The 21869-nt window shown below is 69.9% G+C and carries 17 protein-coding genes and 1 pseudogene; 8 read left to right on the forward strand and 10 right to left on the reverse strand.

All coding sequences use genetic code 11. From position 1 onward, the window contains the following. Positions 1–78: 78 nt before the first annotated feature. From ACFQ6X_RS24495 to ACFQ6X_RS24510, 4 genes are all read right to left on the reverse strand, one after another. Entirely contained in the window at positions 79–918 is an 840-nt protein-coding gene (locus ACFQ6X_RS24495; RefSeq protein ID WP_383184500.1) for an ABC transporter ATP-binding protein, read from the reverse strand. Between the two features lie 50 nt (positions 919–968). After that, positions 969–2030 (reverse strand): FecCD family ABC transporter permease, encoded by a 1062-nt coding sequence (locus ACFQ6X_RS24500; RefSeq protein ID WP_383184501.1) that lies wholly within the window; start codon positions 2028–2030, stop codon positions 969–971. Then, positions 2027–3085 carry a FecCD family ABC transporter permease gene (locus ACFQ6X_RS24505; RefSeq protein ID WP_383184502.1) on the reverse strand — a complete coding sequence of 353 codons (1059 nt, stop codon included), beginning with the start codon at positions 3083–3085 and terminating at the stop codon, positions 2027–2029. Before ACFQ6X_RS24505 ends, ACFQ6X_RS24500 begins: the two co-directional genes overlap by 4 nt. Before the next feature lie 86 nt (positions 3086–3171). After that, positions 3172–4527, reverse strand: coding sequence for a lysine N(6)-hydroxylase/L-ornithine N(5)-oxygenase family protein (locus ACFQ6X_RS24510; RefSeq protein ID WP_383184503.1), 1356 nt, complete (start codon positions 4525–4527; stop codon positions 3172–3174). Positions 4528–4776: 249 nt separating this feature from the next. Here ACFQ6X_RS24510 and ACFQ6X_RS24515 point away from each other — a divergent pair, with 249 nt between their 5' ends. After that, a complete protein-coding gene (locus ACFQ6X_RS24515) occupies positions 4777–5724 on the forward strand; it encodes a methionyl-tRNA formyltransferase (protein WP_383184504.1) in 948 nt (315 codons plus the stop codon). Between the two features lie 18 nt (positions 5725–5742). Here the strand turns inward: ACFQ6X_RS24515 and ACFQ6X_RS24520 are convergent, their stop codons facing one another. Then, the gene (locus tag ACFQ6X_RS24520) at positions 5743–6381 is read right to left on the reverse strand and encodes a DUF1345 domain-containing protein (protein ID WP_383184505.1); all 639 of its coding nucleotides are present in this window, start codon (positions 6379–6381) and stop codon (positions 5743–5745) included. Positions 6382–6691: 310 nt separating this feature from the next. Here ACFQ6X_RS24520 and ACFQ6X_RS24525 point away from each other — a divergent pair, with 310 nt between their 5' ends. Then, positions 6692–8965 (forward strand): FdhF/YdeP family oxidoreductase, encoded by a 2274-nt coding sequence (locus ACFQ6X_RS24525; RefSeq protein ID WP_383184534.1) that lies wholly within the window; start codon positions 6692–6694, stop codon positions 8963–8965. 30 nt (positions 8966–8995) lie between these two features. Here ACFQ6X_RS24525 and ACFQ6X_RS24530 read toward each other — a convergent pair whose 3' ends face one another. Together ACFQ6X_RS24530 and ACFQ6X_RS24535 are read right to left on the reverse strand one after the other, a co-directional pair. Further along, the gene (locus ACFQ6X_RS24530) at positions 8996–10705 is read right to left on the reverse strand and encodes an FUSC family protein (protein WP_383184506.1); all 1710 of its coding nucleotides are present in this window, start codon (positions 10703–10705) and stop codon (positions 8996–8998) included. Between the two features lies 1 nt (position 10706). After that, a complete protein-coding gene (locus ACFQ6X_RS24535; protein ID WP_383184507.1) occupies positions 10707–10916 on the reverse strand; it encodes a hypothetical protein in 210 nt (69 codons plus the stop codon). A 613-nt stretch (positions 10917–11529) separates the two neighbouring features. Here ACFQ6X_RS24535 and ACFQ6X_RS24540 point away from each other — a divergent pair. Then, on the forward strand, positions 11530–13365 hold the full coding sequence (locus tag ACFQ6X_RS24540) for a glycoside hydrolase family 15 protein (protein WP_383184508.1): 1836 nt from the start codon (positions 11530–11532) through the stop codon (positions 13363–13365). A 103-nt stretch (positions 13366–13468) separates the two neighbouring features. Here ACFQ6X_RS24540 and ACFQ6X_RS24545 read toward each other — a convergent pair whose 3' ends face one another. The 3 genes and pseudogenes from ACFQ6X_RS24545 to ACFQ6X_RS24555 all read right to left on the reverse strand — a co-directional run bounded on the left by ACFQ6X_RS24545 (position 13469) and on the right by ACFQ6X_RS24555 (position 15125). Continuing rightward, positions 13469–13630 (reverse strand): hypothetical protein, encoded by a 162-nt coding sequence (locus ACFQ6X_RS24545; RefSeq protein ID WP_383184509.1) that lies wholly within the window; start codon positions 13628–13630, stop codon positions 13469–13471. Positions 13631–13697: 67 nt separating this feature from the next. Then, positions 13698–13931 (reverse strand): annotated as a pseudogene (locus ACFQ6X_RS24550) (hypothetical protein); the annotation flags it as partial. 177 nt (positions 13932–14108) lie between these two features. Then, entirely contained in the window at positions 14109–15125 is a 1017-nt protein-coding gene (locus tag ACFQ6X_RS24555; protein ID WP_383184510.1) for a LacI family DNA-binding transcriptional regulator, read from the reverse strand. Positions 15126–15441: 316 nt separating this feature from the next. Between ACFQ6X_RS24555 and ACFQ6X_RS24560 the strand changes: the two genes are divergently transcribed. The 5 genes from ACFQ6X_RS24560 to ACFQ6X_RS24580 all read left to right on the forward strand — a co-directional run bounded on the left by ACFQ6X_RS24560 (position 15442) and on the right by ACFQ6X_RS24580 (position 21826). Continuing rightward, on the forward strand, positions 15442–16761 hold the full coding sequence (locus ACFQ6X_RS24560; RefSeq protein WP_383184511.1) for an extracellular solute-binding protein: 1320 nt from the start codon (positions 15442–15444) through the stop codon (positions 16759–16761). A 110-nt stretch (positions 16762–16871) separates the two neighbouring features. After that, positions 16872–17780, forward strand: a complete 909-nt coding sequence (locus ACFQ6X_RS24565; protein ID WP_383184512.1) for a carbohydrate ABC transporter permease — start codon at positions 16872–16874, stop codon at positions 17778–17780. Positions 17781–17782: 2 nt separating this feature from the next. After that, a complete protein-coding gene (locus ACFQ6X_RS24570) occupies positions 17783–18673 on the forward strand; it encodes a carbohydrate ABC transporter permease (protein WP_329213928.1) in 891 nt (296 codons plus the stop codon). Between the two features lie 62 nt (positions 18674–18735). Continuing rightward, on the forward strand, positions 18736–19935 hold the full coding sequence (locus tag ACFQ6X_RS24575) for a sialidase family protein (RefSeq protein WP_383184513.1): 1200 nt from the start codon (positions 18736–18738) through the stop codon (positions 19933–19935). Positions 19936–19978: 43 nt separating this feature from the next. Continuing rightward, entirely contained in the window at positions 19979–21826 is a 1848-nt protein-coding gene (locus ACFQ6X_RS24580; protein WP_383184514.1) for a glycoside hydrolase family 2 protein, read from the forward strand. Positions 21827–21869: the final 43 nt, after the last annotated feature.

Below are 21869 nucleotides of genomic sequence, written 5' to 3' on the forward strand. Positions count from 1 at the left end.
GTCTAAGGGCAGGCAAACCTTATCCTGCGTTGGTGAGGTTAGCCTAGCCTAACTTTGGCTATTTCCGTCACGCGGCCCTCAGTTGAACTGGACGTGCGTCCGGCCGATCGGAACGATGAGCGGCCGGTCACCCACCGGGTCCTCGATCACCATGGCGCGCAGCCCGAACGCCTCGTGCAGCAGCTCGGCCGTGATCACGTCGCGGGGGTGCCCCTGCGCGAGGATCGAACCCTCTTTCATCACAATGAGGTTGTCGCTGTACCGCGTGGCCAGATTGAGGTCGTGCAGCACCATGACCACCGTGCATCCCGACTCGTGCAGGTCGTCCACCAGGTCGAGCACGTCGATCGCGTGCGCCAGATCCAGGTAGGTGGTCGGCTCGTCCAGCAGCAGCAGGTCGGTGCCCTGGGCCAGCGTCATCGATATCCACACGCGCTGACGCTGTCCGCCGGACAGTGAGTCGACCGGCCGGTCCGCCAGTTCGGACACCCCGGTCATGGCCAGCGCGCGCTCCACGATGTCGGCGTCGTCCGACGACCACTGCCGCAGCCAACTCTGGTGCGGATGACGCCCCCTGGCGACCAGGTCGGACACGGTCAGCCCTTCCGGCGCGACCGGCGCCTGCGGCAGCAGACCGAGCTTCTTCGCCACGTCCCTGGACCTGAGCCGGGCGATGTCCTCGCCGTCCAGCACGACGGTCCCGCCGGTCGGCTTGAGCAGCCGTGTCAGGGTGCGCAACAGGGTCGACTTCCCGCAGCCGTTGGGGCCGATGATCGTGGTGATCACCCCGGGCGGGATCGCCACGTCGAGGCCGTCGATGACGGTCCGGCTGCCGTACCCGACCGTGACGCCCCTGGCTGCCAGCCGTGCGACGTCGTCGACGCCGGACTCGATCTCGGTGATGTACTGAGCGGCCACAAGCCCCCCTCTAGTCAAGATTGCCTGGATTGCCGAAGCTTGTGCGTGCTCTATCTGAGGTTCGCGCGCACCAGCAGGTACACGAGGAAGGGGCCGCCGATCGCGGCGGTGACCACGCCGACGGGGAGAGTGATCGGCAGTGCCGTCCGTGCGAACAGGTCGGCACCGATCAGCAACAACGCCCCCACCATGCCCGAGGCCACCATCGGCGGGGTCGGGTACCTCGCCAGACGCATCGCCACCTGCGGAGCCACCAGCGCGACGAACGGAACGGGACCGGCGGCGCTCACCGCCATGGCGGCCAGCAGCACCGCGCACAGCAGGAGGACCGCCCGCACCCACGCGTACCGGACGCCGAGACCCGCGGCGATCTCGTCGCCGAGGTGCATCGGCTTGAACTGGAACGCGACGCAGGCCACGGCGGCCATGAGGACGAGCGTGCCCCACAGCGCGACTTCGACCTCGTCCCAGGACCGGTTGTCCAGCGAGCCGACCAGCCACGTCTGGGCCCGTGCCACATCCCTGATGTCGGCCGAGACCAGCAGCCAGGTCGTGATCGCCTCCATCGCGGCGCTCACCGAGATGCCGATGAGGATGAGCCGGAAGCCGTCGATCCCGCGCCGCCATGCCAGGAAGTACACCAGCAGCCCCGTGCCGAGGCCGCCGGCGAGCGCCGCGGCGGACAGGCCAACGGAGTTGACGACCACCGCGGCGGTCCCGCCCGACACCGTCACCAGGAAGACCGCGACCGCGCTGGCGCCTCCCGTGATTCCCAGAATGTCCGGGCTGGCGAGCGGATTGCGTGCGATGGACTGCGTGATCGCCCCGGACACTCCCAGGGCGATGCCCACGACGAGCCCGGCCAGGGCCCGTGGCATCCGCAGATCCATGATGATGAACTCGTCGAACTGCTCGCCCCTGCCGAGGATCGTGGCGATCACCCGGGACAGGCCGATGGGGAAGTCCCCGATGCTGACGGACAGGCAGAACACCAGGAAGGTCGCCGTCATCAGCAGCAGCGTGACGCACAGGAGCCAGGGCCGCCATACGAACGACACATGGCCCAAGCGCACGCCCGGCGCCACCGACGGCTTCACCTCTGTCACATTCATGCGTTCCTGAACTTTCCTCGCCACACCAGGGCCGCGAAGAACGGGGCACCGAGGAGGGCGACGACGACTCCCGCGTCCAGCTCACCCGGCCGCACCACCAAACGGCCCACGATGTCACAGACCAGCAGGACGACAGCTCCGAGCAGACCCGCGTACGGCACCAGCCAGCGGTAGTCCGGGCCGGTCAGGTACCGGGCGACGTGGGCCACCATGAGCCCGAGGAACGCGATGGGTCCGCACGCCGCCGTCGCCGCGCCGGCCATCAGGGTGATCGCGACGATGCCGACGGTCCGGCTCAGCGCGATGTTCACGCCGAGCCCCCGCGCCACGTCGTCACCCAGGTTGAGCAGGTTGAGGGTGGGCAGCTGGGTCAGGGCCAGCACCAGCCCGACCGCGATGAACGCGGTCACCGGCCAGATGACGTCGAATCCGGTACCGGCCACGGAGCCGGCGTTCCAGAACCGCAGCGCGTTCAGCGACTCCTTGTCCGACAGCGCGACCGCCGTGGTCATCGCCGCCAGGAACACCGTGATCCCCTGCCCGGCCAGTGCGAGCGTCAGCGGGTTGCCCGCCCCTCGGCCGATGCTCGCCAGCCCGAACACGACGACACCGGCGAGGGCGGCCCCCAGGAAGGCGAACCAGACGTACTGGAAGGGACTTGAGAGCCCGAACAGGGCGATCGCCGTCACCACGGCGAACGAGGCTCCGGAGTTCACCCCCAGCAGGCCCGTGTCGGCGATGGGGTTGCGCGTGTATCCCTGGATCAACGCCCCGCCGACCCCCAGGGCGACGCCCGCCACGACGGCGAGCACCGTCCGGGGCACCCGCACGGTCTCCACGATGAGCCTGATCTCGGTGAGCCGCTGGTCGGAGTCCGGCGCGGCGAACAGCCCGTGCCACACCTCGCCAGGGCTCAACGCGCGCGCCCCGACGGCCAACGACACCACCCCCACGATCAGGAGGATCACCACCAGCGTGGCCAGACCCACAACCCGGCGCCGGCGGGCTTGCGTCGGTCCCCCGGTCGCGGGGCGCTCAACTGCAGTCGTGCTCATGTCGACGTACGTTATCCCTTTGATCCACTGCGGAGACGCGGCAGTCGGTCACCCCGCGCCCCGGCCCTGATCCCCGCGGCTGCGGGCTAGCGGACGGTGCTCCCGGCTCCGTCGGCGACCGGCCTGGCCTCGTCGGAAGCGGACTTGACGCCCCGGTCGAGCAGCGAGTCCAGGATCTCTCCGACCCTGATCGCGGTGTTGGACAGCAGGGACGACGTGATGCCGTGCGTGTGCTCCGTGCCGCCCTGCAGATAGATGCCGCACCGCAGGTCGGAGTCGGTCGCTATGCGGTAGTCGCGCTCGACGCGGACACGGCCCTCGTCGTCGCGGAGGCAGCGGTCCGCGACGTCGCCGAGGAGACCGAGCGGGTCGACGGGGCTGTAGCCGGTGGCGAACACCACGATGTCGGCGTCGAGCTCGCTCTCCTCACCCGTGACGAGGGACTTCACGGTGGACCGGACCTTCTCCGGCGTCTCCTCGACGCCGGTGAGCCGGGACACGTTGACGAAGCGCAGCCGCTCGGTCCCGAGGACCTTCTCCTGGTACGCCTGGCGGTACAGGTCGTCGATGAGGTCGATGTCCACCACGGCGTAGTTGGTGTTGCCGTGGTAGTCCATCAGCTTGCGCTTGGTCTCGTCGGGCGCCGTGAAGTACTGGTCGACCGCCTCGGGATCGAAGATCCGGTTGGCGAAGCTGCTGTCGTCGGCGGGGCTGTAGCCGTAGCGCGAGAAGACCGCGCAGATCTCGGCCTCGGGGAAGACGCGGTGCAGGTAGGCGACGTTCTCGGCGGCGCTCTGCCCGGCGCCGACGACGACGAAGCGGGAGGGCGACGTGCCTTCCAGCCCGGCGACCTTCGCCAGCAGATCGGAGTTGTGCCAGACGCGGTCGCCGCGCTCGACGCCCTCCGGCATGAGGGGACGCAGCCCGGTGCCGATGACGAGGTTGCGGGCCCGGTGGACCTCGAGACCCTCCCCCGACCGGACCGTCACGTCCACGTACTCCACGGTGCCGTCGCGGACGACGGGTGTGACCCCGACGACCTCGTTTCCGTAGGAGACCATGTCGTCGACCTGGGCCGCGGCCCACTCGAAGTAGTCGTGGAACTCGACCCGCAGCGGGAAGAGGTTCTTGTGGTTGATGAAGTCGACCAGCCGGCCCTTGCTCTTCAGATAGCAGAGGAAGCTGAACTCGCTGGTCGGGTTCCGGAGCGTCACCAGGTCCTTGAGGAAGGACACCTGCATGGTCGCGTCGTCGATCAGCATGCCGCGGTGCCAGCCGAAGCGTGGCTGCTGCTCGAAGAAGTGAGCGCTGACCGCCTCCTGTGAGCCGGCGCGTGCGTTGTGCTCGCTGATCGCGATCGCCATGGCCACATTGGACGGGCCGAAGCCGATCCCAATGAGGTCGTGGACCGGTGTTACGTCGCCAGGAAGAACCTGTGACATGTCACTCCCATCGTGCGGGGAAGCCGCCTGTCAGGCGTGGGGGAAGGTACGGGATGTGAGCACGCCGACGAAGCGGCCCGCTGGAATTTAGGTAAGCCTAAGCTAATCCTGAGGTGCTGTCGATAGGGCATGCCGGAGGGGCGGTCGCAGGAGCTCCCGCCAACTGCGGCTTCACACCATCGCGTTGCATACTAAGGTAAGGCTTGCTTTACTGGCCAACGACCATTCCCTACCCTGAGGAGGAACCCCATGCGGGTTGTCATGTTCGGATACCAGACCTGGGGGCACCGCACCCTGCAAGCTCTCCTGGACTCCGAGCACGACGTGGTGCTGGTCGTGACACACCCCAAGAGTGAGCACGCGTACGAGAAGATCTGGAGCGACTCGGTCGCCGACCTCGCCGAGGAGCACGGCGTTCCGGTCCTGATCCGCAACCGTCCTGACGACGAGGAACTGTTCGAGCGCCTCAAGGCAGCCGACCCGGACATCATCGTCGCCAACAACTGGCGCACCTGGATCCCCCCGCGCATCTTCGGCCTCCCCCGGCACGGCACGCTGAACGTCCACGACTCGCTGCTGCCGAAGTACGCCGGCTTCTCCCCGCTGATCTGGGCCCTCATCAACGGCGAACCCGAGGTGGGCGTCACCGCGCACATGATGGACGACGAACTGGACGCCGGGGACATCGTGCGGCAGGAGGCGGTTGCCGTCGGTCCGACGGACACCGCCACCGATCTGTTCCACAAGACCGTCGACCTCATCGCCCCGGTCACCACCGGCGCACTCGCGCTCATCGCGTCCGGGCAGACGGAGTTCACCAAGCAGGACCGCTCCCTGGCGACCTTCTTCCACAAGCGCTCCGCCGAGGACATCCGGATCGACTGGAACTGGCCGGCCGAGGACCTCGAACGCCTGGTCCGCGCCCAGTCCGAGCCGTACCCCAGCGCCTACGCCTTCCACAGGGGCAAGCGGCTCGAGGTCCTCGCCGCAGTGGTGTCCGAGGGCCGCTACGGCGGTACGCCCGGCCGCATCTTCTACCGCGAGGGCGACGGCGTGGTGATCGTCGCCGGATCCGACGCCCGCACGGGCCGCAACCACGGCCTGGCCGTGACACGCATACGGACCGAGGACGGCCGCGAGTTGCCGGCGACGGAGTACTTCACGAATATGGGCGGCTACCTGACCAGCCGCCCCTGAGCCCCCGGCCTCCACGCATCAACGCGTGACGATTCCGGCGACGAGGTTGATCGTGGTCGCCAGGATGCTGGCACCGAAGACGTAGGACAGCAGGCAGTGCCGCAGGGCCACCGCGCGGATGGTGGAACTGGACACATCGGTGTCGGAGACCTGGTAGGTCATCCCGAGGTTGTAGCTGAAGTAGAGGAAGTCGCTGTACTGCGGCGGGTCGTCGGTGTTGAAGTCGATCCCGCCCGCAGTCGGCACGTAGTAGAGGTACGCGTACCGGGTGGCGTACATCAGGTGGAGCGCCGCCCAGGCCATGAACACACCGCAGAGTGCCGTGCCGGCGGCGGCGTGGCTCAGGTCGTCGTCGTCCACCAGGAGCAGCACCACGATGCCGAGGAGCCCGCACAGGGCGGACCCGACGACGGCGAGCTCCTCGGCGACGGGCCGGAATTCCTCGCGCCGGACGTTCTGATGGGTCACGGCGGCGTTCATGGGCCACAGGACGATCCACCCCACCACGACGAAGGCCGTCAGCGCCGCGGCGATGCCCGCGAGGACGCCCAGCGGTGTGTTGGCGGTAAGCACCCCGACCACCGCGCCGACGGCCGCCCCGAGGACTGCCGCGCCGACGAGTCGGGGAACGGCGGAGAGTACTGGCCAGTGGCTCATCGGGACCTCGCCGAGAGGGCTGCCTCGGCAGCCCGGTGAAGGGTTCACCCTTCCCGTACGACCATGGCTCGGACACGTACGACTCCCCCGGGCCACGGCGTCGAAGGCCGGCCCAAGGGGCGCCCTCAGGCTATCCGCGCATCGGCCGGGCGGCAGCGCGGCGGTCCGGCGGCACCGGCAGTGCCGAGTGGCGTGCCCGGGGCGACGGACATACCTTGCCCGAAAGCGCCGTTTTGTCACCCTGCGCCCAAATGGTGGAAGGTCGGAAGTCGTGAGCGTCAACAGTGACGACCAGGAACGTCCGGAGCCCATGGTGGGCCCCACTCCCGAGGGGGACCCGGAGTTCCGCCCCTACCACCACCCGGCCGCGGGCTGGGGCGCGGCAAAGAGCGTGACCCGTTTCCTCGTACGCGAGGGCGCTCTGGTGGACGGCCCACGGGCGATCATGCGCATGAACCATGAGAACACCGGGTTCGACTGTCCCGGATGCGCGTGGCCGGACGACACCAAAGGGCTGCACCTGGACATCTGCGAGAACGGGATCAAGCACGTCACCTGGGAGATGACCCGCAAGCGGGTCGGGCGCGAGTTCTTCGCCGCCCACTCGGTGACCGAGCTGTCCGGGTGGACCGACTACGACCTCGAGAACCAGGGGCGGCTGACCGAGCCGATGGTCTACGACCCCGTGTCGGACCACTACGTCCCGATCACCTGGAAGGGCGCGTTCGAGGTGGTCGGCCGTGCGCTGCGCGACCTGGACGACCCGAATCAGGCGTCGTTCTACACCTCCGGCCGCCTCGGCAACGAGGCCACGTTCCTCTACCAGCTGATGGCCCGTGAGCTGGGCACGAACAACCTGCCGGACTGCTCCAACATGTGCCACGAGGCCAGCGGTCGCGCTCTTCAGGCAGCCCTGGGAACCGGCAAGGGCACGGTCGACCTCAAGGACTGGGAGAGCGCCGACGCGCTGTTCATCCTGGGAGTCAACGCCGCCTCCAACGCGCCCCGGATGCTCACGGCACTGGCGGAGGCCTTCCATCGCGGTGCCCAGATCGTGCACGTGAACCCGCTGGTCGAGGCCGCCGCAACCCGCACCATCGTTCCCCACGACTTCGTGGACATGGCCGTCCTCAAGACGACGCGGACCAGCACCCTGAACCTGCAGCCGCGCATCGGCGGCGACATGGCTCTGCTGCGCGGTATGGCCAAGGCGGTCCTGGAGCAGTCGGCGACCGACCCCAAGGCCCTGGACCAGGAGTTCATCGACCGCCACACCGCCGGCTTCGAGGAGTACCGCACGCTGTGCGAGGCCACGCCGTGGGAGGAGATCGAGAACCAGTCCGGGCTGAGCCGCGCCGACATCCTGAAGGCGGCGCGGGTGTACGGCGAGGCCGACCGCAGCATCATCAGCTGGTGCCTGGGCGTGAGCCAGCACGAGCACGGCGTCGACACCGTCCGGGAGATCGTCAACCTGCTCCTGCTGCGCGGCAATCTGGGCCGGGAGGGGGCGGGCCCCTCCCCCGTGCGCGGGCACAGCAACGTACAGGGCAACCGCACCTGCGGTATCGACCACCGCCCCACCGACGCGTTCCTGGACCGCCTCGCCGAGGTCTGCGAGATCCAGCCGCCCCGTGAGCACGGCCTGGACACCGTCAGGACCATCGAGGCGATGCAGCGCGGCGACGTGAAGGTGTTCGTCGGTATGGGCGGCAACTTCGCCCTCGCCGCGCCCGACACCCCGGTCACCTGTGCGGCGCTGCGCAGCTGCGACCTCACGGTGCAGGTGAGCACGAAGCTGAACCGCAGCCACCTCGTCCACGGCCGGCAGGCGTTGATCCTTCCCTGCCTCGGCCGCACCGAGAAGGACCACCAGCGCAAGGGCATCCAGAGCACGTCCGTCGAGGACTCGATGAGCATGGTCCACATGTCGATCGGCATGAAGCGGCCCGCCTCACCGCACCTGCTGTCCGAGCCGGCCATCGTCGCGGGCATGGCACGAGCGGCCCTGCCCGACAGCGCCACGCCCTGGGAGTGGTACATCGAGGACTACGACCGTATCCGGGACACCATGGCCAAGGCCCTCGACGGCTTCGAGGACTTCAACCGCCGGGTGCGTCTGCCCCTCGGCTTCCGTATCAAGCAGCCCGCCCGCGAACTGGTCTTCCTCACCCCGTCCGGTCGCGCCGAGTTCTCCACCGCCGTCCTGCCGGACGTCGTCCCCGCCCCCGGCACCCTGGCGCTGGGCACGATGCGGTCCCACGACCAGTGGAACACCACGATCTACTCCGACAACGACCGCTACCGCGGCATCAAGAACCTGCGCACCCTCGTCTTCATGAACCGGGCCGACATGCGCGAACGCGGAATCGCCGACCTCGGCCCGGTGGACATCACGAGCACCGCCAAGGACGGCAGCCGGCGGTTCCTCAACGGCTACCTCGCCATCCCGTACGACATTCCCCGTGGCTGCGCCGCCGGCTACATGCCGGAGATGAACGTGCTGTGCGCACTCGGCGACTACAGCACCCAGAGCGACCAGCCGCTCATGAAGCACGTCAAGGTCACCATCGGGCCTGCCACCTGAGGGGGAAGGGCGCGCGGGCCGAGCGTCGCGTCATCGGGGACGGACCAGCCGCTCCAGGAGAAGGTAGGCACGCTGCTCCGCGGCGGCGAGTTCGGTGGGATCGATCTCCGCCGGCCAGAGCTCGCCCGCCGCGGCGTCGTCGGCCTCGCGCAACTCCACCACGGCCGCTGCCAGGCGCGTCTGGACGACCGGGAACGACGGCTCGGTCTGTCCGTCCAGGGCCCGTTCCGCCTGCCCCGACGCCTCCGTGCACGCGGCCAGCGCGCGCTCCGCCCGTACCGCCGCGTGGTCATGGACCACCACGAGCGCGCAGCCCAGCGCGACGACGATTCCGAGAACGCTGCTGAGCGCCCGGTCCTGGACGAGGGCTCCGGGCGCCGAGGGGGCGGCCAGATCGGTCAGCAGCAGCGCCAGAGGTGTCAGGAAGACGACGCCGAGACCGTAGTTGCGGGCCACGACGTACTCCAGCAGGAACTCCAGAAGGACGATCACGAGGACGAGCACCACCGGATCGGGGCGCGCGGCGAGCACCACGAGAGCGAGCGTCAGTCCGACGACCGTGCCCAGCGTGCGCTGGATGGCGCGCTGGGCCGCCGTACGGACGTTGATCGAGTGCAGCACCGCGGCGGCGGAGATCGCGGCCCAGTAGCTGTGGCCGAGGCCCAGCAGAAGCGCGGCCCCTCCCGCGAGCCCGGTGCCCAGGACCATCCGCAGGGCGGGGACGAGCAGGACCAGGGCGTGATCAGGTCGTCCATGGAGCCGTCCCGTCACCAGTTCGGAGGCGCGCAGTTCGGCGTCCGGCCGGGTCGTGCGCCCGGCGACAGGGACCGTTCCGGTCAGGGTGTCCACCGCCGGGAGCGATGGTTCGGGCAGCAGCCGCGGTAGGCGCCGAAGGCGGCTCACCAGCAGGTGGGCCTGGCCCCGCAGATACTGCGCCAGGCCAGAGGGATCCTGCGGCGGCCGGCGGGTGGAACCGTTCAGCAGCGACCAGGAGAGGTCGGTCAGACGTACGCACGTGTCGCCCCGGCCACCGAGTTCGGCGGCTGTCGGCGGCATGAGGCCGAGCGTCCGGTACGCCTCCAGGACGGCCGCGGTCGCCCTGTGGCGGACGGGTCCGCCTCCCTCCCCTTCGCCGATGGCCTCCAGCAGCTCCGCGACCTCGCGGAGAGCCGCGGCCACGGCCAGACGGCGCGGACGGTCCGGGTGGACGAACCAGCCCGACACGGCCAGCACCCAGGCGACGGCCGCACCCGATGCGGCCAGGGCGGTCTGGGGAAGGATCTCCGCCGGAGCCGGCGAGCCGTTGGCCGCGACGGCGAAGGAGAAGAGCAGCAGCACCGCGCCGAGCCCGCTCAGGCGCGCGGCGTCGCAGGCGAGTTTCGCGATTCCTGCCACCAGCGCCATGGCCACGACCACCACGACGGATCCCGTGTCACCCGGATGAGCCCACCCGGCAAGCGCCGAACCGCAGCCCACACACGCGGTCATGGCCACCGCGACCAGGGCGAGCACGCGGGCGCGACGCGCATAGGGCAGGTTGCGGCCGAACGTGGTGGTGAAGGAGCCCAGCATGGCGTAGACAGCCTGATCGGCATGCCCGGCCAGTGCCATCGGCAGCGCCGGCAACGCCATGGCCAGAGCGGCGCGCAGCGCGAAGGACAGGGCGCCGTCCACGCGTTGCAGGGCGAGCGCGCCACGCGGAGAGAGCACGCGCCCCACCTGCCGTGCCGAACGCCTCATGTCACTCCCGATCACAGCGGGGAGCCGTAGGCGAAATCGGGTTCTCGCCCACCGGGAAGCCCGCAGCCTTGCTCGCGTTCCAGTCGGCGGCCTCCTGGGGGCTCGCGAAGCAATTCACCGCGGTGCTGCTGCCGATTCCGCGGGGGTCCCAGCTGACGGTGTCGAACGGCTCCCGCACCTCGCGGGGGAAGGACTCGTGGTTCTGCGGCATCTGAACCGTCCCGGGACCGCCGGGGCCGCCAGGTTGAAGAACAGGGTGCCGATGCGCCGTCCGGGCCGGGTTGCCCTCCGTCTGACGACCGCCGGCTCGATGGTGCGACCACCTGGGCTCCTGTAGTCCAGTGGCACCTTCACGGTCGCGCAGTCGAAGGGACTGCCTTGGATGCAGGGTCTCCAGTCCGGGCGCGGGGCGGGCACCGAAGGTGTGGGCGCACCGTCGGCCGTGACGGGGTCCTGCCCGGTCAGTACCGTCGAACAGGCCTTCACCGCGGCGATGACTGCGGCGTGACGTCGCCGACCCGCTATGAATCCGCGCAGGGGGTGTACGGGCATGCTCCGGCCTTCTCTCTTGCGTGTGAGCTTCCAAGACCACCGATGACCTGGCCCTCGGCACGCATCCGTGTCCACGACACAGCGGCCCCGTACCGCGCGCGAGGCGGCCGCAGCCGAATGGCCGATCTCCCGCCACCGATCAGGCGCAGCCGCTCGAGCCGTGCGCCGAGTCCTGTCCGCACGGCTCCACCGGACCCCACTTCGAGTAGCGGTCTAGCATGAATAGTGAGGTTTCATCCCCAGGCCCGGGCCGCAGCGGCAGGGAGGCCGGTATGGCGTTCGACACGACTGGTTTCGAGCAGCCGGACGGCTGCGGCTACCTGCCGATCTCCGATCACGGTCTGATCGGCGATCTTCGTACGACCGCCCTGGTCGGCACGAACGGCACCATCGACTGGTACTGCTGTCCGCGCTTCGATGCGCCCAGCGTCTTCGGGTCCATCCTCGATGCCGACCGCGGCGGGTCGTTCGAGTTGGCCGCCGAGGTCCCGACCCGCACCAGGCAGTTCTACTTCCCCGACACGAACGTGCTGATCACGCGGTTCTTCGCCGCGGACGGGGTGGCGGAGATCCAGGACTTCATGCCCGTGGCCGACGAGTCGGGCGAGGCGGCCCGGCACCGGCTTATCCGGCGGGTGGTCTGCGTCCGTGGAACCCTCCCGTTCAGGGCGCGGATCGCCCCCCGTTTCGGCTACGGCGCCGAGGCGCACACCACACACCTCGAAGGCCACACGGCGGTGTTCCGCTCCCCTTCACTGACGCTCGCGCTGACCGCCACCACGCCCCTGGAGAGCGACGGCCTGGACGTGTGGTCGCACTTCAAACTTCTCGAGGGCGAGTCCAACGTGTTCGCCCTCGACCAGATCGGCGACGACGTCCCGGCCCGGTCGTGCCCGCGCGCCGAGGCGCAGGAGGAGGCCGAGGCGACCGTGCGGTTCTGGCGCCACTGGCTGGCCGGTTCGCGCTACCACGGGCGGTGGCGGGAGACGGTGAACCGCTCCGCGCTGGTGCTGAAACTGCTCACGTACGCGCCGACCGGTGCGATCGTCGCCGCACCGACCACCAGCCTGCCCGAGCAGATCGGTGGCGAGCGCAACTGGGACTACCGCTACGTCTGGGTCCGCGACGCCGCCTTCTGCGTCTACGCGATGCTGCGCCTGGGGTTCACCTCGGAGGCCGAGGCGTTCATGGGGTTCATCTCGGAGCGGGGCATCCTGCGGGGCAGGGGCGAGAGCGGTCCGTTGCAGATCATGTACGGCATCGACGGGCGCACCGAGCTGCCCGAGTACGAGCTTCCGCACCTCGAGGGCTACCTCGGCTCTGCACCGGTCCGCGTGGGCAACGCCGCCACCGGCCAGCTCCAGCTGGACATCTACGGTGCGCTGATCGACTCGATCTACCTCTACGACAAGTGGGGGCAACCGATCAGCAGCGACCGCTGGGACGAGGTCGGTGCCGTGGTGGACTGGCTGTGCGAGCACTGGGACCAGCCCGACGAGGGGGTGTGGGAGACCAGGGCGGGCCGGCGGAACTTCGTGTACTCGCGGCTGATGTGCTGGGTGGCGCTGGAACGCGCGATACGCATGGCGAACCGCCGCGGTCTGCCGGCGGACCTGCCCCGCTGGCGGAAGTCCCGGGACGCGATCTACCGGCAGATCATGCGGCGCGGCTGGTCGGCCGAGCGAGAGGCGTTCGTCCAGGGGCTGGACGACAACGTGCTGGACGCCTCGCTGCTGATGATGCCGATGGCCAAGTTCGTCTCGCCCACCGACCCCAAGTGGCTCTCCACCCTGGACGCCCTCACCACGGATCTGGTCTCCGACTCGCTGGTGTACCGCTACGACCCGGCCGCCAGCCCGGACGGTCTGCAGGGCCCCGAGGGCACCTTCTCGATCTGCTCGTTCTGGTACGTGGAGGCGCTGGCCCGCGCAGGCCGGCTGGAGGAGGCCCGGCTCGCCTTCGAGAAGATGCTCACCTACGCCAACCACCTCGGTCTGTTCGCGGAGGAGATCGGCCCGACCGGAGAGCAGCTGGGCAACTTCCCCCAGGCCTTCACTCACCTCTCGCTGATCAGCGCCGCTTTCAACCTCGACCGCGCGCTGGGCTGACGCAGCGTCACCGCCGGGGCGCCGGCGCGCTCGAGGCCCCGCAGCGCCTGCTGAAGCAGATCCTCAGATCGGGATCTTCACGGGTTCATGGGACAGGGCCTAGTCAAGAGGTGCGTTCCTCGGGAGGCAGACCCGCCTCTTCCCGGTCCTCCTCGACGCGTTCGTCGAGTCGCTTCTCGTCCGGGCGCCTGGGCATGCCGCGTCCGTGCCCCTTGTCCGGGTCGCCTTCGACCTGCTTGTTGGACTTGTGGTGGTGATGCGCCATCGTTCTCTCCTTGGCGTCGGCCGGGCGGGCGCGTCTGCTACGGCGCCCGTCAGGATGCGTCGGCGGACTCGACCTGTGTGGCCGTGCACAGGAGGTGCTCGGTATCGAGGTCGGACGTGCCGTCCGCGACCCCCCGTTGCGTGGCCGGGCCGAGAAGCCGGTGCGACGACTCGGTCAGAAGCCGTCCGATCGGCACTCGCTGCACGGCCGGCGATGACGCCGGTGACATGCCGAAGAAGCTGTTCAGCATGTCACCGAACGGATCGGATGGGCCGAACCATGAATCGAACGCCATCGACATGCCTGCTCCCGGTGGGCGCGTGAGGGCTCGCTCTCCACTCAAACTCGATGCCGATCGCTCCGCAAACGGAGTGGGCCTGCCGACACAGCGGTAAAGCACGCGGGGCAGGAAAGCGCTGCGCAGTCGGCGCGGGGCCGATGCGGAGGGCATGCCCGTGACGATCACGGCCCGTGACGGTCAGAGCGCCGGGCGGGTGCTCTCCCGTACGACCAGCTCGAACCCCGCGGTGAGTCGCGAGTGCGGCGCCATCGCTCCCGCGTCGATCCTGCGCATCAGCGCGTCCACGGCCAGCTCCGCGATGCCCCGCTTGTCGGGAGCGACGGTGGTCAGGGACGGCACGCTGTAGCGGGACTCCTCCACGTCGTCGAAGCCGACCATGGCCAGGTCCTGGGGCACCCGTACGCCGTGATCGTGTGCAGCGCGCAGCGCACCCGAGGCCAGCAGGTCGTTGAAGCAGAAGACGGCGTCCGGCGGGTCGTCCAGGGCGAGCAGCGCATGCATCGCCTCCGCCCCCGCTCCGCGTGTGAACTCCCGGGTGTCGGGGACGAGTCGGGGGTCGTGCGGGACCCCTGCCGCATGCAGCGCCGTCAAGTAGCCGTGCATGCGCTGGACCGTGGTCGCATGGGCGAGTCCGGCCGGCTGCCCGATGGCGGCGACACGGCGCCGGCCGAGGGAGAGCAGGTGGTCAGTGGCCTCGCGGGCGGCGGCCGCGTTGTCGATCAGCACATGGTCGGCGGGAATCTCGTAGGACCGCTCACCCAACAGGACCAGTGGGACACGCCGTTCACGGGCGCCGAGAGCCTGCTCGTCGAGCCGGAGCGGGCTGAGCAGGACCCCGTCGATGAGCGGATCACTGAGCCCGCAGGCGATGCGCAGCTCCTCGGCGGGGTCGCCGCCGGTGTCCTCGATGAGTACGGTGCAGCTCCGCTTCTTCGCGGCGGCGATGACCTCCGCGGCCAGTTCCGCGAAGTAGGGCGACACGAGGTCCGGGACGGCGAGCGCGATGACGCCGCTGCGTCCGGTGCGCAGGTGGCGCGCGGAGGCGTTCGGCTGGTAGTCCAGCTCCGCGATGGCGTGCAGGACCCGCTCCCGGGTCCTGTCGGCCACTTTCGCCTCGCCGCGGACGACGTTCGACACCGTCTTGATCGACACCCCGGCGCGCTCCGCGACGTCCTTCAGGCGACTGCCTGCCACGTGGCCTCCCTCCTTCGGCACCTGGAGCGTACGCCATGTTCCAACGTTGCAATGCCGGATGCGGAACTCGCCGGCCCATGTCCCGCAGGAAGTTCCTGCCGGAGGTGTTGACGCCGCATTACGCGCCGGATACAACGTTGTAACCGCAGCGGACAGCCCAGCAGTACGGCTGCCGATGCCTCCTATTCCAACGTTGTACTCCACCTCTGCCGTGGAAGGACGCTCACCCATGCGGGACCGCATACCGCCCCCTCCGTCCCCTGTCCCGTCTCCCGTCCTGCCCCCCGCCCTGCCTCCCGCCCCGTCCCGTCGCCGCGTGCTGCGCGGGACGCTGGCGCTCGGCGCGACGGGCGCCACCGCGCTCGCCGCCGCCGGCTGCGGCAGCACGGTGGCGCAGGGGTTCACCGGCGGCGCACCCGAGCCGGACCGGCTGAACTTCTGGAATCCGTTCACCGGCGGCGACGGCGAGCGGATGCTGGCCATGCAGGACGTCTTCCGCACCTCACACCGCTCGGTCGACCTGAGGTCGGCGACCTTCCTGTGGGGCAACCCCTACTACACGAAGCTGACCCTCGCCACGCTCGGCGGCCGCCCGCCGCAGGTCGCGGTCACCCACCTGTCGAAGGTGCCCACGCTCGTCGAGGCGGGTCTGCTCTCGGAGTTGCCCAGCGCGGACCTGGCCCGGCACGGAATCACCCCCGACCGGTTCGACGCGCGGCCCTGGCAGAAGTCGCAGGTCGAAGGCGTGCTGCACGCCGTGCCGATAGACACGCATCCGTTCGTGCTGTACTTCCGTACGGACATCGCCGAGAAGGCCGGACTCCTCGACGGGCAGGGCCGATTGGCGGACCTGGACGGCCCCGACGCCTTCATCGACGCGATGCGGGCGGCGAAGGAGGTGACCGGCGCCTGGGGCGGTTCGATCGCCTCGGTGAAGGACGCCTCGACCCAGTTCCGCCTGTTCTGGTCGCTGTACCGGCAGCTCGGCGGCGGAGATCTCGTCACCGACCGGGGCCGGCGGGTCGTCGTCGACACGGCGGCAGCCGCCGAAGCGCTCGCCTACATGCGCCGTCTCACCCACGAGAAGGTCGTACCGCCCGCCGCCGACGGACAGGGCGGCGCCATCACCCTCCTCAACACCGGCAAGGCCGGCTTCCTGATGGACGGCGTCTGGCAGGTCCTCGCGGTGAAGTCCGCGAAGGTGAAGTTCGACATGCGGCCGCTGCCGCGGGTCTTCACGGACGCCCCCTACGCCTGCGCTGCGGACTCGCACGCCCTGGTACTGCCGAAGGCCCCCTCCGAGAAGGCCCGACGCCTGGACATGTCGCTGGAGTTCATCGCTTCGATGCTGCACTCCAGCAACCTGTGGGCCGAGGGCGGCCATGTGCCGGCCTGGCTGCCGACGCAGCGTTCGCGCACCTACCGGGAGCTGGTGCCGCAGTCGCACTACGCCGCGGCCGCGGACGGAGCGGTCTACGACCCGGCCGCCTGGTACGGCGGCGCGGGCAGCACCCTGCAGCAGGTGGTGGGTGACGCGGCGACCTCCGTGTTCACCGGAGCCACGAGCCCCACGGCGGGTGCCGAACGGATCCGCCGCGAACTGCGTGAACTGGCCGCACGGCCCGCACCGGTGTGACCGGTCCGGCCCCTCCCCCCGTCGGTACGACCGCCCGGATCGTGCCGCCGCACGTCAGCTCCGTTCCACCCGCCCCTGGATTCCGAACGCCTTGACCGAAAGGCCGACCCGTGGCCACGACAACCGCTCTTCCCCCGCCGTCCAGCCGAGGTGACCGCTGGGCGGGCCCGGGGATGCTGCTGCCCTTTGCCCTCTTCTACCTGGTGTTCCTGGTGGGACCGCTGGTCTACGCCGTGGTCGCCGGGTTCTTCGAGACGAGTCTGCTCAAGAGCGGCCTCGGAGATTTCGCCGGCTGGTCCAACTACGCCACGGTCCTCGGTGATTCCGAGTTCTGGCGGACCCTGGGCAACACCCTGTGGTTCACGGTCCTGACGACCGTGCCGCTGGTACTGCTCAGCCTGGTACTCGCGCTCCTCGCCGACCGGTTCGTGCGCGGCCGCTGGTTCTTCCGGTTCGCCTTCTTCGCTCCGTTCGTGCTGCCGTCCGCGGTGGTGTCGCTGCTGTTCATGTTCATCTACGCCGACCAGGTGGGCCTGGCCCAGTCGGTGGCCACCTCGATCGGCGTGGACTCCCCGCCGTCCTGGCTGGGCGATCCGGACTGGGCGATGGTGTCCATCACGGTGGCCACCGTGTGGTGGACCATCGGCTTCAACTTCGTGCTGTACCTGGCCGGCCTGCAGGAGGTGCCGCGCGAGGTGCACGAGGCCGCCGCGGTCGACGGGGCCGGACCCTGGCAGCGCATCCGCCTCGTCGTCGTCCCGATGCTGGGCCGTACGACGACGCTGGTCACGGTCCTGCAGGTGATCGCCTCGCTGAAGGTCTTCGACCAGATCTACATGATGACGGGCGGCGGCCCCGACGGCAGCACCCGCCCCTCCCTCCAGCTGATCTACGACACCGGATTCGTGGAAGGCCGCGTGGGCTACGCCTCGACCGTGTCGTTGCTCCTGTTCGTGGTGATCCTGTTCGTCTCCCTCGTCTGGTTCGCCCTGGTCCGCCGCGCCGAGAAGGAGAACTGACCATGACCTCGACCGCCGTCCGCCCCGTGACGGACCACCGCCCGACGGCCACCGACCCGCCGAAGCGGCGCTACGACGCGGAGCGTCTGTTCAACCGGGTGGCGCTCGGCGTGCTGATCGCTTTCGCGCTGCTGTGGCTGGTGCCGCTGGTCTGGGCGCTCGCCACCTCGATACGGCCCGCGCAGGAGGTCGTCACCGACCCGACCGGGTGGTTCACCGCGCATCCGACGCTCGCCGCGTACGGGGAGATCTTCGACGCGGGCAAGCTGCCCTACTGGTACGCGAACAGCTTCATCACCTCGGTCCTGACCACCTTGTTCACGGTCGTCCTGGCCTCGCTGGCGGCGTTCGCGCTGTCGCAGACCCGGTTCCGGGCACGCCGGGCCGCGTTCCTGCTGCTGCTCGCCGGAATCATGGTCCCGGGGCAGGTCCTGATGATCCCGCAGTTCCTCGCACTGCAGTCGGCGGGACTGCTCAACACCTACTGGGGCGTGATCCTGCCCCAGGTCCCCAACGTCGTCGCCGTCTTCGTCTTCAAGCAGTTCTTCGACGGGATCCCGCGTGAGCTGATCGACGCGGCGCGTGCGGACGGAGCGAGCTGGCTGCGCACGTACGCGCAGATCGTGATGCCGGTCTCCCGGCCCGCCGTCTCCGCCGTGACGATCTTCGTGTTCGTCGGCGTGTGGAACAACTTCCTGTGGCCGCTGCTCGTCGTCACCGACCCGGAGATGATGACGCTGCCCGTCGGACTGACCTCCGTCCAGGACGTGTTCGGCGTCCCCTACGCACAGCTCATGGCGTCCGCCGTGCTCGGCGCGATCCCGCTGCTCGCGGTGTTCGCGCTCTTCCAGCGCCGCATCGTCGAGGGCATCGCAGGCACCGGCCTCAAGTGAGCCGCCGCCACACCCGCCACCTGCCCGACCAACCGCAGCCGTCCACCCTTCAGGAGAGACCCATGTCGGCGCATCGCCCCGCACGACCGCTCTCACTCCGCACCGCCACCCTGCTGCCCCTGCTGCTCGCCCTTCTGGCCGGCCTGGTCGTCGTCCAGTCCGGCACACCGGCCGCCGCCGCGACCGGTACCCTCCTGCGCGACGGCACCGGCCTCTATCCCCGTGCCGTCCGACTCGCCCACAGCGGCGGCGCCAACGGCCGCGTGCTGGCCTCGGTCGTCACCTTCTCCGGCAACAACGGCCTCGGCGCCGTCCACGAGAGCACCGACGGCGGCGCCTCGTTCCGCGAGGTCGGCACGGTCGGTGACCCCGAGGCCGCGGCCGGCCAGGGGCTGTGCTGCTCGGCCCTGTACGAACTCCCGCAGCAGGTCGGGTCCCTGCCCGCGGGCACCTTGCTGTGGGCCGCGTCGGTCGGCCAGGACGAGCCGAACCGGCGCATGGCGCTGCGCGTCTTTCGGAGCAACGACATCGGACGCAGTTGGTCCTACCTCTCGACCATCGCCACGGCACCGGACACCAAGGGCCTGTGGGAGCCGGAATTCTCCGTCGACGCCACAGGCGCCCTGGTCGCGCACTACTCCGACGAGACCGACCCCGGCCACAGCCAGAAGCTGGTGGCCGCCCGCACGACCGACGGGCTGAACTGGACCGGGCACCACGACACCATCGCGAGCACCCTCGCCTCCGACCGCCCCGGCATGGCGGTGGTCCGCAGGATCGGCGACGGCACGTACGTGATGTCGTACGAGATCTGCGCAGCCGCGGGCCAGTACGTGTGCGTCGTGCACTACCGCACCTCCCTCGACGGCTGGAACTGGGGCGACCCCGCCTACCTGGGCATCCGCCCGGAGACCACCGACGGCAGGTACTTCAAGCACGCGCCGAACCTGGCCTGGGCGCCGGAGGCGGGCAACCCGAAGGGACGGCTCTTCCTCGTCGGTCAGGTCATGTACAACCGTGACGGCAGCCGGGCCGAAGGCAGCGGACGCACGGTCTGGGTCAACAGCGCCGGCGCCGCGGGGAGTTGGCGAGCCGTGCCCGCGCCGGTCACCGTCGAGTCGACGACCGTCGACTACTGCCCCAATTACAGCTCCAGCCTGCTGCCCTCCCTCGACGGCACCCGCCTGCTGCAGATCGCAACCGACTGGGCAGGTTCCGTCTGCAAGCCCTACTTCGCCACCGGCTCCGTTCCCGCCGCGTGAACCCTGAGCACCCCACCCGCACCACCTGTCGTGAAGGATGAACATGCACCAGATGCCCCACCCGCCCAAGCCGGAGTACCCGCGCCCGCAGTGCGTACGCCCCGACTGGCTGAACCTCAACGGTGAGTGGCAGTTCGAGATCGACCGCGGCGATTCGGGGCTGGAGCGCGGCCTGCTCACCCGGGAGCTCGCCGACCGCATCGTCGTGCCCTTCGCACCGGAGTCACGGGCTTCGGGTGTCGAGGACACCGACTTCCTGCACGCCGTGTGGTACCGCCGCGAGGTGGTCGTCCCCGAGGCCTGGGCCGGCCGCGACGTACTCCTGCACCTGGGAGCCGTGGACCATGACGCGACGGTGTGGGTGAACGGCGTCGAGGTCGCACGCCATCGCGGCGGCTTCAGCTCGTTCACCGCCTCACTCAGGGGAGTCGCGGCGGCGGGCGAGACGGCGACCGTCGTCGTCCGGGCCCGCGACACCCCGTCGGATCCGCAGGCCCGGGGCAAGCAGGCCACCTGGTACGGCAACACGGGCTGCCACTACACCCGCACCACCGGCATCTGGCAGACCGTGTGGCTGGAGCCGGTGCCCCGCGCGCACATCGGCTCGCTGAACATCGTCCCCCAACGCGCCACCGGCAGCTTCCATGTCACCGCCGAGCTCTCGCACCACACCGCGGGCCTCACCCTCGAAGCGGTACTGACCGACGAGGCCGGCGATGTGTGCGTGGCCGCCGTTCCCGCGGACGACCTCGCACCGGGCCTCACCCTGCCGGTCCCGGCCGACCGGGTCCGCCTGTGGTCGACGCAGGACCCCCACCTGTACGGGCTGCGTCTACGCCTCACCCGGGACGGCGAGGTCGTCGACGAGGTCGGCTCGTACGCGGGCCTCCGGTCGGTCGCGATCAGCGGCAACCGCGTCCTCCTCAACGGCCGGCCCGTGTTCCAGCGCCTCGTCCTCGACCAGGGCTACTGGCCGGACACCCTGATGACCTCCCCCAGCGACGACGCCCTGCGCCAGGACATCGAACTCGCCATGGCCGCCGGCTTCAACGGGGCGCGACTCCACCAGAAGGTCTTCGAGGAGCGCTTCTACTACCACGCCGACCGCCTGGGCTACCTGGTCTGGGGCGAGTTCGGGGACTGGGGCGCGTCCGGGCAGGGGCCGACGGGCAACAACCAGCAGCCCACCGCCTCCTTCGTCGCCCAGTGGCTCGAAGTGCTGCGCCGCGACCGCAGCCACCCGTCGATCATCGGCTGGTGCCCGCTCAACGAGACCCATCAGCTCCTGCACGACCGGCTCACCCAGCTCGACGACGTGACCCTCGCGATGTACCTGGCCACCAAGGCCGCCGACCCGAGCCGCCCGGTCGTCGACGCGTCCGGCTACGCCCACCGCGTGCGCGGCGCCGACGTCTACGACTCCCACTCCTACGAGCAGGACCCGGAGGCCTTCCGCCGCGAACAGTCCGGCCTTCGGGACGGCCGTCCCTTCCTCAACGAGCTGGACGGTGCGGCCATGTCCTACCCCTACGCGGGCCAGCCGTTCTTCGTGTCCGAGTACGGCGGCATCTGGTGGAACCCCCGGCGCCTCGGCGAGGACCAGGAGTCCGCGGACGACCCGGGCCGGGCCGACTCGTGGGGCTACGGCCGGCGGGTCGAGAGCGTCGAGGCGTGGCACGAGCGCTTCGCGGGCCTGACCCGCGTCCTTCTCGAAGACCCCGACATGTTCGGCTACTGCTACACGCAGCTGACCGACACCTTCCAGGAGGAGAACGGCCTCTACGACTTCGACCGGAAGCCGAAGTTCGACATCGCCCGCATCCGCACGGTCCAGACCGCCGAGGCGGCCTACGAACGCCCGGAGGGGGATCGGGGGACCGCATCCGGGTGACGGACCGGAGGAGCCCGCCCCGGAAGGAGTGGGTGCGGACCAG

The sequence above is a fragment of the Streptomyces sp. NPDC056452 genome (genome assembly GCF_042796085.1).
GTDB lineage: Bacteria > Actinomycetota > Actinomycetes > Streptomycetales > Streptomycetaceae > Streptomyces.

Bases quoted from the DNA above. Each gene is read 5' to 3' on its own strand.
- ACFQ6X_RS24500 (WP_383184501.1), bottom strand. From the start codon at position 2,030: ATGAATGTGACAGAGGTGAAGCCGTCGGTGGCGCCGGGCGTGCGCTTG.
- ACFQ6X_RS24505 (WP_383184502.1), bottom strand. From the start codon at position 3,085: ATGAGCACGACTGCAGTTGAGCGCCCCGCGACCGGGGGACCGACGCAA.
- ACFQ6X_RS24510 (WP_383184503.1), bottom strand. From the start codon at position 4,527: ATGTCACAGGTTCTTCCTGGCGACGTAACACCGGTCCACGACCTCATT.
- ACFQ6X_RS24515 (WP_383184504.1), top strand. From the start codon at position 4,777: ATGCGGGTTGTCATGTTCGGATACCAGACCTGGGGGCACCGCACCCTG.
- ACFQ6X_RS24520 (WP_383184505.1), bottom strand. From the start codon at position 6,381: ATGAGCCACTGGCCAGTACTCTCCGCCGTTCCCCGACTCGTCGGCGCG.
- ACFQ6X_RS24525 (WP_383184534.1), top strand. From the start codon at position 6,692: ATGGTGGGCCCCACTCCCGAGGGGGACCCGGAGTTCCGCCCCTACCAC.
- ACFQ6X_RS24530 (WP_383184506.1), bottom strand. From the start codon at position 10,705: ATGAGGCGTTCGGCACGGCAGGTGGGGCGCGTGCTCTCTCCGCGTGGC.
- ACFQ6X_RS24535 (WP_383184507.1), bottom strand. From the start codon at position 10,916: ATGCCGCAGAACCACGAGTCCTTCCCCCGCGAGGTGCGGGAGCCGTTC.
- ACFQ6X_RS24540 (WP_383184508.1), top strand. From the start codon at position 11,530: ATGGCGTTCGACACGACTGGTTTCGAGCAGCCGGACGGCTGCGGCTAC.
- ACFQ6X_RS24545 (WP_383184509.1), bottom strand. From the start codon at position 13,630: ATGGCGCATCACCACCACAAGTCCAACAAGCAGGTCGAAGGCGACCCG.
- ACFQ6X_RS24570 (WP_329213928.1), top strand. From the start codon at position 17,783: ATGACCTCGACCGCCGTCCGCCCCGTGACGGACCACCGCCCGACGGCC.
- ACFQ6X_RS24575 (WP_383184513.1), top strand. From the start codon at position 18,736: ATGTCGGCGCATCGCCCCGCACGACCGCTCTCACTCCGCACCGCCACC.
- ACFQ6X_RS24580 (WP_383184514.1), top strand. From the start codon at position 19,979: ATGCACCAGATGCCCCACCCGCCCAAGCCGGAGTACCCGCGCCCGCAG.